16 protein-coding genes are annotated in these 13,941 nt (G+C 45.2%); 6 read left to right on the top strand and 10 right to left on the bottom strand.

Annotation, left to right across the window (positions count from 1 at the left end):
• Positions 1-25: 25 nt before the first annotated feature.
• The 6 genes from ACDE64_RS06635 to ACDE64_RS06610 form a co-directional block, all read right to left on the bottom strand.
• On the bottom strand, positions 26-1,066 hold the full coding sequence (locus ACDE64_RS06635; RefSeq protein WP_411349427.1) for a BMP family lipoprotein: 1,041 nt from the start codon (positions 1,064-1,066) through the stop codon (positions 26-28).
• 541 nt (positions 1,067-1,607) lie between these two features.
• Positions 1,608-1,967, bottom strand: coding sequence for a 50S ribosomal protein L20 (rplT, locus tag ACDE64_RS06630; RefSeq protein ID WP_367055172.1), 360 nt, complete (start codon positions 1,965-1,967; stop codon positions 1,608-1,610).
• Positions 1,968-1,993: 26 nt separating this feature from the next.
• Positions 1,994-2,194, bottom strand: a complete 201-nt coding sequence (rpmI, locus tag ACDE64_RS06625; RefSeq protein ID WP_322903223.1) for a 50S ribosomal protein L35 — start codon at positions 2,192-2,194, stop codon at positions 1,994-1,996.
• 13 nt (positions 2,195-2,207) lie between these two features.
• Positions 2,208-2,705: a translation initiation factor IF-3 gene (infC, locus tag ACDE64_RS06620; protein WP_411345691.1), complete on the bottom strand. Its 498-nt coding sequence runs from the start codon at positions 2,703-2,705 to the stop codon at positions 2,208-2,210.
• 272 nt (positions 2,706-2,977) lie between these two features.
• On the bottom strand, positions 2,978-3,151 hold the full coding sequence (locus ACDE64_RS06615; RefSeq protein WP_411349426.1) for a hypothetical protein: 174 nt from the start codon (positions 3,149-3,151) through the stop codon (positions 2,978-2,980).
• Between the two features lie 168 nt (positions 3,152-3,319).
• A complete protein-coding gene (locus tag ACDE64_RS06610; protein WP_411350245.1) occupies positions 3,320-4,567 on the bottom strand; it encodes a glycosyltransferase family 2 protein in 1,248 nt (415 codons plus the stop codon).
• A gap of 822 nt (positions 4,568-5,389) precedes the next feature.
• Here ACDE64_RS06610 and ACDE64_RS06605 point away from each other — a divergent pair.
• Complete coding sequence (locus ACDE64_RS06605) at positions 5,390-5,917, top strand: phosphatase PAP2 family protein (RefSeq protein ID WP_411345689.1); 528 nt, start codon at positions 5,390-5,392, stop codon at positions 5,915-5,917.
• Between the two features lie 123 nt (positions 5,918-6,040).
• A complete protein-coding gene (locus ACDE64_RS06600; RefSeq protein WP_411345688.1) occupies positions 6,041-7,171 on the top strand; it encodes an MGDG synthase family glycosyltransferase in 1,131 nt (376 codons plus the stop codon).
• 54 nt (positions 7,172-7,225) lie between these two features.
• Here the strand turns inward: ACDE64_RS06600 and trmB are convergent, their stop codons facing one another.
• On the bottom strand, positions 7,226-7,933 hold the full coding sequence (gene trmB, locus ACDE64_RS06595) for a tRNA (guanosine(46)-N7)-methyltransferase TrmB (protein ID WP_411349425.1): 708 nt from the start codon (positions 7,931-7,933) through the stop codon (positions 7,226-7,228).
• Between the two features lie 421 nt (positions 7,934-8,354).
• Between trmB and ACDE64_RS06590 the strand changes: the two genes are divergently transcribed.
• From ACDE64_RS06590 to ACDE64_RS06575, 4 genes are all read left to right on the top strand, one after another.
• Positions 8,355-9,302, top strand: a complete 948-nt coding sequence (locus ACDE64_RS06590) for a TIGR01212 family radical SAM protein (protein ID WP_411350244.1) — start codon at positions 8,355-8,357, stop codon at positions 9,300-9,302.
• Positions 9,303-9,893, top strand: coding sequence for a class I SAM-dependent methyltransferase (locus tag ACDE64_RS06585; protein WP_411345686.1), 591 nt, complete (start codon positions 9,303-9,305; stop codon positions 9,891-9,893). It begins immediately after the preceding gene.
• A 186-nt stretch (positions 9,894-10,079) separates the two neighbouring features.
• A complete protein-coding gene (locus ACDE64_RS06580; protein WP_411349424.1) occupies positions 10,080-10,469 on the top strand; it encodes a VOC family protein in 390 nt (129 codons plus the stop codon).
• Between the two features lie 99 nt (positions 10,470-10,568).
• Complete coding sequence (locus tag ACDE64_RS06575; protein ID WP_411345684.1) at positions 10,569-11,537, top strand: type I phosphomannose isomerase catalytic subunit; 969 nt, start codon at positions 10,569-10,571, stop codon at positions 11,535-11,537.
• Between the two features lie 283 nt (positions 11,538-11,820).
• On the opposite strand, the gene ACDE64_RS06570 is transcribed toward ACDE64_RS06575, so the two are convergent.
• The 3 genes from ACDE64_RS06570 to ACDE64_RS06560 form a co-directional block, all read right to left on the bottom strand.
• Positions 11,821-12,393 (bottom strand): alpha/beta hydrolase-fold protein, encoded by a 573-nt coding sequence (locus ACDE64_RS06570; RefSeq protein ID WP_411349423.1) that lies wholly within the window; start codon positions 12,391-12,393, stop codon positions 11,821-11,823.
• A 15-nt stretch (positions 12,394-12,408) separates the two neighbouring features.
• Positions 12,409-12,579 (bottom strand): hypothetical protein, encoded by a 171-nt coding sequence (locus ACDE64_RS06565; protein WP_411349422.1) that lies wholly within the window; start codon positions 12,577-12,579, stop codon positions 12,409-12,411.
• 104 nt (positions 12,580-12,683) lie between these two features.
• The gene (locus ACDE64_RS06560; RefSeq protein WP_411349421.1) at positions 12,684-13,853 is read right to left on the bottom strand and encodes an acetyl-CoA carboxylase biotin carboxylase subunit family protein; all 1,170 of its coding nucleotides are present in this window, start codon (positions 13,851-13,853) and stop codon (positions 12,684-12,686) included.
• Between the last annotated feature and the right edge of the window lie 88 nt (positions 13,854-13,941).

Genomic DNA, 13,941 nt, shown 5'->3' with positions numbered 1-13,941 from the left:
TATCTATTATGTGATGCGCATTATATTATTGAACGGTATCAGGTACTTTTACTTCGCCGCTGATGATTTTTGCTTTGTACTCATCAACCAGTTTCAGTACATCAGCTGGAACGTTTTTGCTGGAAGTTTCGGCAACGCCTACGCCGTCATCTTTCAGACCCAGTGTTTCTGTACCGCCTTTGAATGTACCATCAATTACTTCTTGGGAAACTTTCTCAACCGCTGTATCTACGCGTTTGATCATGGAAGTCAGAGTTACTTTGTCGCCGAATTCCAGCGATTGGTCTTTGTCGACACCGATAACCCATACTTGTTGACCTGCGTTCACACGAGCGCTTGCTTCGTTGAATACGCCAGTACCTGTAGCGCCAGCAGCGTGGAAGATAATGTCTACGCCATCGTTGTACAGTGTAGCTGCTGCAGATTTACCAACGTCTGGTTTGTCAAACGCACCAGCGTAGTTCACTTGCAGTGTTGCATCAGGATTTACAGCTTGGATACCAGCTTTGAAGCCAGCTTCGAAACGCTGGATCAGCGGGCTTTTCTCGCCGCCTACAAAACCGATTTTGTTTGTTTTCGTCATTTTGCCGGCAATAACGCCGACCAGGAAGGAACCTTCATTTTCCGCAAATGTTACGGATTTTACATTCGGTTGATCTACCACACTGTCGATGATCGCCAGTTTGGAATCCGGATTTTGCTTCGCAACCGTGTCGATTGCGTCCGCCAGGTTGAAGCCGATACCCCATGTCAGAGCGTAGCCATCTTTCACAAATTGGTTCAGGTTTGGAATGTAGTCCTGATCCGATTTACTTTGCAGGTATTTTACGCTTGCGCCGCCGCCTGTTTGTACTGTTTGCAGTGCTTCCCAGGCAGATTGGTTAAAGGATTTGTCATTCACGCCGCCTACGTCAGTAACCATACCGATTTTTACGTCGCTAGAACCGCCGCTTCCGGATGTACCGTTGCTTGCATTGTTTGTGGAATCGCTTTTGTTACCGCATGCTGCCAGAAGTACGGACAATGCCAGTACCATGATCAGCGAAAGTGAATAGACCTTCTTCATGTATCTTTTTCCCCCTTAAAAGTATCAACTACGCGTCTGTCTTCTTTCTGTTGAAACCCGAACATTTTACCCTTTTCAACGTAAAAATATTCGTCTTGTGGACAGATTCAATAGTCACTGAACCGATTATACAATCATGTGGTAGGAAAATCTACTATTTTAATAACAATTGGTCAATTAATTTATACAAGATACTAAGAAAGCGCTTAATTTTGTTCACTTTTACTAATATATGTAAGGTGTATGTCAGTAAACCTCTTATAAGAGTACAGCAATTATGTTTTAACGCGCTAAATCGTCATATTATATGTAAGGTTTTCAGCAAGTACATGAATACGATGTAATATTCACAACATTTCATAGATATAAAGCATGTCATTATTTCCTATTATACAATTCTTCTTCTAAATGAAGCTGTGAGGGATTTGTCTTTCTTTATTATCGGCTTGCACATCTATATATTTAGCACAATTCTATGGGTAATCAATCCTCAAAAAAGAGTCCCTGCATATACAGAGACTCTCTTTGTAACACGTAACACTTACGCGTTGATTTTTTCTTTTGCTACGGTTGCCAGGGAGTTGAACGCTGTTACATCGTTCACTGCCAGTTCAGCCAGCATTTTGCGGTTGATGTTCACACCAGCCAGTTTCAGACCGTGCATCAGTTTGTTGTAAGACAAACCGTTCAGACGTGCTGCTGCGTTAATACGTACGATCCACAGTCTGCGGAAGTTACGTTTGGTTTGACGACGGTCACGGTATGCGTAGACCAGGGATTTGTTAACCTGTTCTTTTGCAGTTTTGAAAATACGGTGTTTGGAACCGAAGTAACCTTTTGCAAGTTTCAGATATTTCTTATGTTTACGACGTGTGACGAATCCGCCTTTTACTCGTGCCATATTATAAACCCTCCCGGAAAATTAAATTATTTAAGATTAGCCAGACCTTGTTTCAAACGTCTTACGTCACCAGCAGCCATCAACGGGCTAGTACCCAGTACGCGTTTTTGACGTTTGGATTTGTGGGACAGCAGGTGGTTTTTGAACGCTTTGTGGCGTTTTACTTTACCTGTTCCTGTAATTTTGAAGCGACCTTTCAAACTGCTATGAGTTTTCATTTTAGGCATTTGAATATCCCCCTTAGTTATTTTTCGGCGCCAAGATCATAATCATGCTGCGGCCTTCCAGTTTCGGTTGGCGCTCAACAGTACAGATATCTGCAACTTCATCTCTTACACGTTCCAAGACTCTTTGACCAATATTTGCATGTGCAATCTCGCGACCGCGGAAGCGGACCGAGCATTTCACCTTGTCGCCATTGTTAAGAAATTTTACTACATTACGGAGTTTGGTTTGATAATCATGCTCCTCCGTATTGGCATGGAAGCGAATTTCTTTCAGTTCAACAATCTTCTGATTTTTACGCGCTTCTTTTTCTTTCTTCTGTTGCTCGTAACGGAACTTGCCGTAATCCATAATCCGGCAGACCGGTGGTTTCGCTTGAGGAGCAACGTTGACCAGATCCAGATTCAGATCGATCGCCATTTGCAACGCTTCGCGAGTTGGCTTGATTCCGATTTGTTCACCGTCAGCACCTACCAGGCGCACTTCTTTGCCCCGGATTTCTTCGTTGATCATATGTTCCTTACTAATAACCTTCCACCTCCACATTATGATAGACAATGCTATTTGGAAAAATAAAAGGGATGCAGGTCTCATCACCTGCATCCCTTGATCAGCAAATTGTTCATGACAGACGCACTGTCATTCAAATAGAGATCAATGAACCAGCCGACGTAAATCGGTCAGGTGAGAAGACAAGCTTCTACTTATTCATTAGTCGTATCACAAAACACTAGAATAGTATATCATGCGCAAATACACACGTCAACCACTTTGACTATTTTTATTTAATGCACGTACGACACCGACACCGACACCGACACCGACACCGACACCGACACCGACACCGACACCGACACCGACACCGACACCGACACCGACACCGACACCGACACCGACACCGACACCGACACCGACACCGACACCGACACCGACACCGACACCGACACCGACACCGACACCGACACCGACACCGACAGTATCAATTGTAATGACTTGGCTGGACTTGTCTATTCGTCGTTCGCATCAAAAAGAGGAATGCATCGACGTTGATCGGCACATTCCTCTTTGTTTAAGTTACGAATATCTATGCACCATGTATTCGGAACAACTCTAGCTATCCACGAATATTACAGTGTGCTTTGTTTGCTACCATGTACATCTTCGATGCGTACAACGCGTGTATGCTCAGTGTGGCTCCATTGTTTGTTGTTCTGCGTGAAGAACGCGTAGAACGTAATTGGCCACCAAGACAGACCGTAGATTGGGAACAGCAGCAGGTACATGTAAACTTTCCACGATTTGACCTTTTCCAGCGCCATTGCCAGAATGAACGTCACTACGTTCGCTGCAATCGCTACATACGCTACCCACAATGGCAGGTAGTTATAGATCGATGCCACATGCGGTCCACCCAGAATTGCAGTGTCGATCCAGACAGCGGCAGTCATCAAGAATGTGATCAGCACCACGTAGACGTTGACGCTGTACAATGCCAAGTCAAACTTGATGATGTTCATTTCCTTGATACTTTTCCACAGCAACGGGAAGAAATAACGACGTGCTACGGTAAAGTGACCTTGCATCCAGCGCAGACGTTGACGGGAAGACGCTTTGAATGTCAGTGGCTTCTCATCAAATACTTTAGCATCATAGCTGAATTTTGGATAAATGCCTTTTTCGGCACAACGCATAGTAAACTCAAGGTCTTCGACCAGGCTTGTTGCGCCCCAGCCGATTTCTTTTAGCAATTCGTTTTCAAAGCACATTCCTGTACCACCAAGGAAGTTGGCCATATTCAGGTTGTGACGGGACAACTGCCACAGACGGTTGATGTACCAGTACGATACGCCGTAAGCAGCTGTAATCCAAGAATCTTCCGGGTTCTTTGTATCAATATAACCTTGAATAACGCGTGCGCCTTCACACATGTCATTGTTCATTTCAGTCAGGAAGTTTGGAGCAGCCAGGTTGTCGGCATCAAACATTACGATACCATCGTATTGACGTTCCATACTCCACAGTTCGCGCAGCATCCACTCGATTGCATATCCTTTACCGCGTTGTGCAGCATTGGTACGCACACAAGCGTTCATGCCATGGCTACGTACGATATCAGCTGTGCTATCTGTACAGTTATCGCAGATTACGAATACATCGTACAATTCTTTTGGATAGTCCATCTGCTTTAAGTTTTCCATTAGCGCGCCAATAACCTGTTCCTCGTTATGTGCAGCAACCAGAATAGCGAATGATTTTTGCGGTGCGTGTTCTGGTCTCTTTTTACGTTTGAAAATACCGAATAATGAGAACCCGAATTGATAGACTGCAATAAATGCCAGTATAACTTGCAGTACTATAAAAATTGTGTCCATGATATTACCCATCACGATGTGTGACCCCCTTCATTGGTAGAACCCTTTCAAGCTTTGAACTATTGACGTTTCATCCATGGTTAGCTGGTATCCGATGATAAAACGTGATACCATGTTTGTTTTTAAATAATTAAGTTTGTGTTTGTGATTTTCTCTGCCTTTTACATCCTGATTCATTATGACTGAAAGATTCAGCTTTCCGCAAATTGTTCCTGTTTAACCTCATTCCGATGCGGACATTAAGATTTTGCACACTTTTTGTTTTTTTGTCAAAGCGACATTTTTCACTAATTCGCGAAATTCTCTGTAATATATACGTAATATATTACGAGAATGTTGCAGAATGATAATAAAAATCGTTTTAGCTCCAAATTGCTCCATTTTGCTCGCTTTCTAAATCTTTAGTCTCATTTTTACATATGAAAAATGGGTTCAATCTTCTCAGATCGCCTACAATGTGGATCTAAAATAAGAATGTCATCCGTTCTTTCTCTAGTCTGCCAATCTATAAACGCATTATTTTCGATTGAATCAGTCATTTTGATGAACATTGAAGGAAGGATAATCGCTTGTTGCGACATGTCTTTTACACACTGCGTTCATTATACTAGGTGTATCGATGAATGAGTTGCAGACGGAACGGGTAAGTTTAAGCAAAGGCAGTCACCTGTCCGATTGGAATGTCTAATATGATGCAAAACGACAACATGCAAATAATAGACGATCAATTTAACCGAATGTTAACGTTATAATGCTTGAAATGGTTAAAGAATAAAAATATGATTAATTTAAGCCCAAAAATGGCAATGTATACGGGGGTCTCTCATGCGTCAGTTTCTAATCCGCTTACAAGTTATGGAGCAATATATTTTCCGATTTTTCAATACACGGCTTCATAACCAGTTTTTGAATCTGTTCTTTTATTATTTAACGAATCTAGGCGGAGCTACATTTACGATTATTGCGACGCTGGCTATCTGGCTACTTGCTCCGCAACCTTGGAGTCTTGCCGGGCTACAAGCGGCGATTGCGCTAGCAATCAGTCATATACCTGTCGCTATCGCCAAAAAGCTGTATCCGCGTATACGTCCTTATCTGGCGATACCGGAAACGATCACCTTTCGCAATCCGCTGACTGATCATTCTTTTCCATCCGGACATACGACAGCTATCTTCTCGGTTACGGTTCCGTTCATGCTAACTGATATTACTACGATGGCTTGGTTATTACCGATTGCCTTACTCGTTGGGATATCCAGAATGTATCTCGGTCTGCATTATCCTTCTGATGTGCTGGTCGGTGCATTGATCGGTTCGGGTGTAGCCTTCGGTACAGTTGCATTATGGCCGTAAAGGGGTTATTGTAACATTACGGTAATAATGTTACAGGTATATTACAGAATGGGCATCAGGGATATCTACACATCATGGCACAAATCTATGTAGAGAATACCTTGCAGAAAAGGTGAAATGAACGTGACAAAATACAGAGTGCTGCTTCTGTCGGAAGGTTTTGGTTCAGGTCATACACAGGCTGCTTACGCATTGTCGAGCAGCTTACGTAAAATCTCGCCCAATATCCAGACCCGTGTACTGGAGCTTGGCAGTTTCCTCAATCCCAAAGTAGCGCCACTCATTATCACCGCTTACAAAAAAACAATTGTCTCACAGCCAAAACTGATACGGATGATGTACAGAACGCAGTACAAACGCTCGATTAACCGTCTGGCGACACTGGCGCTTCACCGTATCTTTTATACCCATACACAAAATGTGATCCGCCAGCTGCGTCCAGACGTCATCGTCTGTACTCATCCGATTCCCGGTGCAGTCATCGCCCGGCTAAAACGGCTGGGATTGGATGTACCGCTCTGTATGGTCATTACAGACTATGATGCGCATGGCACATGGGTCAATCCCGAAGTAGACCGTTATCTGGTTTCTACGGAAGGCGTACGCTCCAAACTTCAAATGCGTGGCATTCCCAGTTCACGTATTATGGTTACTGGTATTCCGGTGCATCCGAACTTCTGGGAACACCCTAGTAAAGCGGAAATTCGTTGCCGCTTTGGTTTGAAGGATATGCCAACAGTGATGGTTATGGGCGGCGGCTGGGGAATGAGTGATAGTGTGGTCAGTACATACTTGGCACGTTATGCTGATTATGCGCAACTGATCTTCTGCTTTGGCAGCAATACCAAAGCATATGAACGCGCAGCACAGGACAGGCGATTCCATCATGACAACATTCATTTAATCCAGTATACGAAAGAAATCGATAAATTAATGGAAGTGTCTGATCTGCTCGTAACGAAGCCAGGTGGCATGACATGTACAGAAGGACTTGCCAAAGCGATTCCGATGCTATTTTACAATCCACTTCCCGGACAGGAAGAGCAGAATTCACAGTACTTTACAGAACAAGGTTGGGGCGAACCGATTACATCGCTCGATGTCGTTGCTCAGTGGATGGATTTGCTCGTTCACGACTATGAAGCGATTATGACTCAGCGCCAGCTCAAGCTGGAACAAATCGACCGCTACAATCCAACGGAATGTGCGCGTAGCATTATGGATATGGCTGAACAAAGTAAGGTCTTAACCTGATCACGGTTAAGACCTTTTTGCTGTGCATATACGTTTCATATTACAGTATGAATCTTAATATTGATCCAAGCGGGTTTTGTTGTATTGCGCTAGCGCTTGCTCACCTATGATGACTTCGCAGCGATGAATGCGCATGCCTTTGCCCATAAACTTGGCTTCGTATTCTGTCATCACATGCTCTTCGTTAATTCCGTCACGGTGCAGATTCAGACTCAGATTGGTCATTTGCAGACCGTAATCGGCAAATGAATTGAGCGAGAACTCAAACAATGTCTCCGAATCGGTTTTGAAATGAATCTGACCTTGAGCATTCAGCAAACGACAGTATTTCTCCAAAAAGCGTGGATGTGTCAAACGACGACGACCGTGCTTTTTCTTAGGCCATGGATCGCTGAAATTCAGGTACACTCGTTCAATCTCACCAGGCTCAAAAATGTCTTCGATATTCTCGATATTCGCCAGTGCCAGCTGGATGCTGGTCGGATTGCCCAATTCTGCTTCGTTCCAAGCAATACGAGTCTTCTCTGCTGCACGACGTACCAGTTCGTCGTACATATCAAATCCGATATAGTTAACCTCGCGGTTGCGTACACTCATCTGGCTCACAAAACGTCCCTTGCCCATGCCGAATTCGACATGAATCGGATAATCATTGTTAAAACGCTCACGCCATTTGCCTTTGAATTCCTCAGGATTCAGTACGACCAGATCCTGTTGTTGCTCTAGATCCTCGCGAATCCCTTTTCTGCCTCTTAAACGCATCTTGTTCCTCCGATTTTCAATAACGTTGTCACGTTACTTTCAATAGATATGTTGTACGAAATTATTTTGACGAAGAAATCCGTAATTGTAAAGCCTAAAAAGGAAAAAAGGACTTCCGGCATCATGAAAAGATGATGCAAAAAATCCTTTTCTCTATATTTGGAATTGGGGTCCAACAAATTTTGAGCATTCATAGTCTACTCATTTTTGCGCATAAAAGCAAATCATCTAGCAAATCCTATGAATGGTGACTGCAAAAGTCAGCAACATGATATTACCCTTTCCCGTAAAAGTTGAATCGCCATGCGGTAATTCATTTTCATAGGCCAATGATTTTGCTACAATCGAGGATAAGAAATGCAGAACGAACATGTATCGTGTTCTCGTTTGGGCATCGAAAAGGAGTTTCAGCATGGAACGTATGCACACGGTTCAACAACCTCTGTTATGGGGAGATAAACGATTTCATACATGGAATACAGAAATGCGTGAACAATTCGGCACGAAAGTATTCAAGGTTATGCTTGATGCGGGATTCACATGCCCGAATCGTGACGGCAGTATCGCTACTGGTGGCTGCACATTTTGTAGTGCACGCGGATCGGGTGATTTTGCCGGACGACGACGCGACGATCTGGTAACACAGTTCAATACGATTCGGGATCGGCAGCATCAGAAATGGCCGGATGCTCAATATATCGGTTATTTTCAGGCGTATACGAATACGTATGCGCCAGTGGAAGAATTGCGCGAATATTACGAAGTGATTTTGCAGCAACCCGGGGTAGTCGGGTTATCGATTGCTACACGACCGGATTGTCTGCCTGACGATGTGGTCGATTATTTGGCAGAGCTGAATGAGCGTACATATCTGTGGGTAGAGATGGGACTGCAAAGTGTTCATGAATCCACCTCTACGCTGATCAATCGGGCGCATGATACTGCCTGTTATGAAGAAGCCGTGCATAAGCTACGCGCACGCGGCATTCGTGTCTGCACGCATATCATTTACGGATTGCCGCAGGAAAGTCATGAGATGATGCTGGATACCGGACGTGCTGTAGCACAAATGGATGTACAAGGAATCAAGATTCATCTACTGCATCTCATGCGCAAAACGCCAATGGTGAAACAGTATGAAGCCGGATTACTGCGCTTTCTGGAACAGGATGAGTATATCAAGTTAATCGTCGATACACTGGAATTTCTGCCGCCAGAAATGATTGTCCATCGGCTGACCGGCGATGCGCCGCGTGATCTCCTGATCGGTCCGCTATGGAGTATGAAAAAATGGGAAGTGTTAAATGGGTTTGACGCTGAACTGAAGCGTCGTGACACTTGGCAGGGCAAATACTGGAGGGCGACGTAGATGGGATTCGTTTCTGTATTGAGCTTTGCTCACAAATTGATCCTTGAACGACTGGAACATGTATCAAGCGCTGCCGTAGTGGACGCAACTGCTGGGACGGGTGCAGATACGCTCATGCTGGCGCGTGCTGTAGGAGCAAAAGGTAAAGTATTCAGCTTTGATATTCAACAGGAAGCGCTGGATCGTACAATGGAGCGTCTGGACAAGTATTCAGACGAAGCGCTGGCACAGGTCATTCCTGTGCTGTCCAGTCATGATCTGATGCAGCAGCATATTCCACAGGAGCTACATGGTAAGCTACGGGCAATCATGTTCAATCTAGGGTATTTGCCAACTGGAGATCATTCTATTATTACACTGCCCTCCTCTACTCTGCCTGCGCTGGATGTGTCGCTGTCTCTACTGGCTCCGCGTGGTATTTTGACGATTATGCTGTATCCGGGTCATGATGGCGGCGCTGTGGAAGCAGAGATGGTACAGCAATGGGCGTCCTCCCTGCCTGTTTCACTGGCACAATGTATCATTTACCGTCAGTTACAACGGCAGGATGCGCCGTATCTGATTGCAATAGAGAAAAAAGCTGATACGTAGCCAACAACGGACAATCCATGCTAATGATGTCTATGCTGCTTTTGCGCTTTAAACTGTGTTACTGCTATAATCGAGATGCTGCTGCATGTGCAGGCGGCATCTTTTGGCTATTAATCAGGTGATCCATCAGCATTATGGATATAGATTTGCTGTTCATTCCATGCAGAAAAAGGAGTGTATTCATTTATGGCAGTACGCAAAATAGAGCATGTAGGCATTATGGTATCATCGATCCAGCAATCCATCGACTTTTATGAGCAGGTGGTCGGTCTGAAGCATCTGGAAACGACCGGGCATATCAACGAACAGATTCAACTGGCGTTTCTCGCTTTTCCAGGTCATACCGATACCGAGCTAGAGTTGATTCAAGGGTACGCAGACAAATTGCCTGCTGAAGGTCAGGTGCATCATGTCGCTTTTGCGGTGGATGATGTGGATGTGGAATTTGAACGTATCCAAGGGTTGCAGGTGAGTGAGTTGGATGCTGAAATTACGACATTGCCAAACGGAAGCCGCTATTTCTTTTTCAGTGGACCGGATGGCGAGCGTCTGGAGTTTTTCCAGTCAGCACGTTAAGATGAGTACAGGCATTTGCCGCATTTGCCAGAGATACAGGCTGTCCGCAAGTAACAGTTATACATAGTGCGGCTATTATCCAAGTGGAGGAGAGATATTATGACGAAGCCATACCCGCTACAATTTCAACCGGAATTCAAGGAACGTGTCTGGGGTGGACGCGCACTGGAGCAATTTGGCTGGAACATCCCAGAAGGTGCAATCGGTGAAGGCTGGATGATCGCAGATCATCCGAACGGCACCACATCTGTTATCGGCGGCGAGCTGGATGGCTGGGGACTGGATCAATTGCGTGAGAAGCTCGGACGCGACTGGTTCGGCAGCAAAGGCGTATCCGAAACAAACGGTCGCTTCCCGCTGCTGATCAAGCTACTGGACTGCAATGACGATCTGTCTGTACAGGTGCATCCAACCGACGATTATGAAGGTCTGCCGCAGGGCGAGCTGGGCAAAACAGAAATGTGGTACGTGCTGGATGCCAAACCGGATGCCAAAATCATCTATGGTCTAAACGAAGGCGTTACCCGCGAATCGCTGGCAGCTTCGATTGCCGAAAATCGCATTACGGATGATCTGCAAGAAGTACCGGTTCAGGCTGGTGATACTTTTTACATTCCGGCAGGTACAGTGCATGCGCTGTGTGCAGGTGTACTTGTCGCCGAAATTCAGCAAAACTCCGATACGACCTACCGTTTATACGATTACGATCGTCCCGGTCTGGACGGCAAGCCGCGTGAGTTGCATATCGAGGATTCGCTAAATGTGATCGCCTACGAAGGTGCTGGTGCAACGACGATGAAGACGGATGGTCTGGCAGCAGGCGAATGGCTAACGCTGGCAACCTCTCCTTATTTTATCGTAGAAAAAGGCGTAGTTGACGGCGAATGGGCATTGTCTACGACACCGGAAAGCTTTACGATTCTTGTCATTGCGGATGGTGAAGGCACATTATCTTGGAATGGCGATACAACAGAGTTGCAAGGCGGTCAATGCTTCCTGCTTCCTGCAAATCTGGGTGAGTATTCGCTGGATGGTAACTTTACCGTGATCCGTTCGTATTTGCCATAGGATGATGTTGAATTGGGATTGATGCATCTTGGTTCTGAGAACTAGTTTCAGTTCTGGTCGATCATGGATGGGAGCAGATTATCAATCCAATCGTGCATGACCCACGACAAATATAAATAAAAGCAATGAATGATCTGTATAACAAAAAGCCTGCCTCGATGTGCAACACCTACGAGGCAGGCTTTTTCATGTGGCGCTATACGCTATACGCTATACGCTATACGCTATACGCTATACGCTATACGCTATACGCTTAAATGGTGTATAGCTGTTGTTCAGTTGTCTACATCAAACTGCTCATATAATATCGCAGTTGCTTTCTCCACCAATGCCAATCATGATCTACATCGTGTCCCCAAAATTCTACACGAGCAGGAATATGCTTCTGTTGTAGTATCTGGTGCAAACGATCCGTCTCATAACGCATCTCGTCTTCCCATGCGCCCTGTCCACAGCAGAGAATGATACGACTGTTACGGTATTGGTTCAATAGATGCTCGTCGTACAATCCCGGCAAATAATCAAGCGGGGAGTTGTAATAAGACGCTCCATGACGATGATCGCCGAAGAAATGTTGAACCGAATACACACCGCTTTGTGCCAGCAATGTATCAAAAAAATGCGGATGGCGGAAAAAGAAATTACCACTGTAATAAGCACCCATGGAACAGCCGCTAATCAGAATCTTTTGCTCATGTCCGTTGTTGTTGTGCTGACTTTCCCATAAAATGTGCGGAATCAATTCATTGATAATATACGCGTTGTATTGCTCATGCCGATTGATGCGATCCTCTACATTCCAATGCAGCGAAAAGAATGTCTCCTCATCAATACTGTCACATGCCCATACTTGCAATTTACCAGCATCAATCTAAGGGGATAACTCCTGAATCATGCCGGAATCTTCGTACTGGTAAAAGCGTCCAAGCGACGTTGGAAACACCAGCATCGGCTTCCCCCGGTTGCCATACACTTTATATTCCATCTCGCGGCCAAGCGCCGAGCTGTATTCTTTTCGGTATTGTACAGTTACCATATCCACGCTTTCCGCCCTTCTGCTGCTCTGTAACATGGGCTATTGCCCTGTTTGCTTATCTGTTCTTGCGTACGTATTGTATTGTCCGTGTATGATCCAGCTATGGAGTCCTAACGGTGCTCTGCTTGAATATAATCGGCAATCTCGCGTATACGCTCCAGTGAATCCGCTCGGAACTGATACGCACGGTTGCCACTTGCCCGGCTGAAAATCTCTTCAATCTCATCGTAGCGCACAAGCGCATCGCCCAACTCCCACACAATATCATCATGCGAATGCACGTAATGCTTCCAATCTTTGCGGCTGGCATAACCGGTATAATATTGCCCTTCCGGCGGTTCGCCGTTGCCACCATGCACAACCATCTGTGCCCAGCGCGAGTAAATATCGACATTATATGAATAGTTGATGGCATCGGTCATCCAAGCGCCCGGTGGACGCATATTCACTTCTAGCGCGATCAGCCGTCCATCCTTGTTAGATTTGAACAGCTCAATATGGAAAAACCGTTCTTTGATATCAAATGCCTGCAAAATGCTGCGCCCTGCTGCTTCCACGTCCGGGTCAACCGTTTGTAAGCAGAAATACCGCAGATGATCGTCATCGCTAACCACTTTCATAATACTTTGTTCAAATCGGTGACTTGCCTGAAAACGAACAATACCGTCACGGTCAATCAGACCGTCATACGTGAGAATGATGCCGTCCACAAATTCTTCCATAATAAATTCAGTATCATCCGGGGAAGTGTGGAAGAAATAATCCAGTTCTTCCTGGTTACTGAGCTTGTAGGTCATGCTCGCTCCTGAACCGAGATCAGGCTTTACAACGACAGGGAATCCATTTTGCTTGATAAATGCTGCCGCGCTATCGCGGTCTGGATTTTTGAGAAAGCGTACTGTATCTACACCGCTTTTCTGGAAAAAGTCTTTCATTTTCGATTTCTGTTTAAGGTTATCGACAAAGTCGGCTTTGGTGCCGTCGATATTAAAGTCGGTACGCATCTGCGCATCGCTTTCGAGCCAGTATTCATTCATCGATTCAAAGCGGTGGATTTTGCCGTATTTATGTGTGAAAAATCCAACTGCCCGCAGGATGTCGTCCTGATTCTCCATACTATCGATACGGTAGTATTCCGTCAGTGCTTCCCGCAACCGCGGGTGTAGACTATCATACGAAGCGTCGCCAATGCCAAGCACTGTCGCGCCTTCCTGATGCAGCCGAATGGCAAATTCACTGCTGCTGCCGGGAAAATGTGGAGAGAAAAATACAAAATTCATAACCAGACCGCCTCCATCACAAGATTATACCTAATTTAGCAGTCCGTGGATTGTTCGTCAATTTGAATTCTTTTATACCGATATTATT

Source organism: Paenibacillus sp. WLX2291 (assembly GCF_046603665.1).
GTDB lineage: Bacteria > Bacillota > Bacilli > Paenibacillales > Paenibacillaceae > Saccharibacillus.
This window is presented reverse-complemented; position numbering and strand designations above follow the sequence as displayed.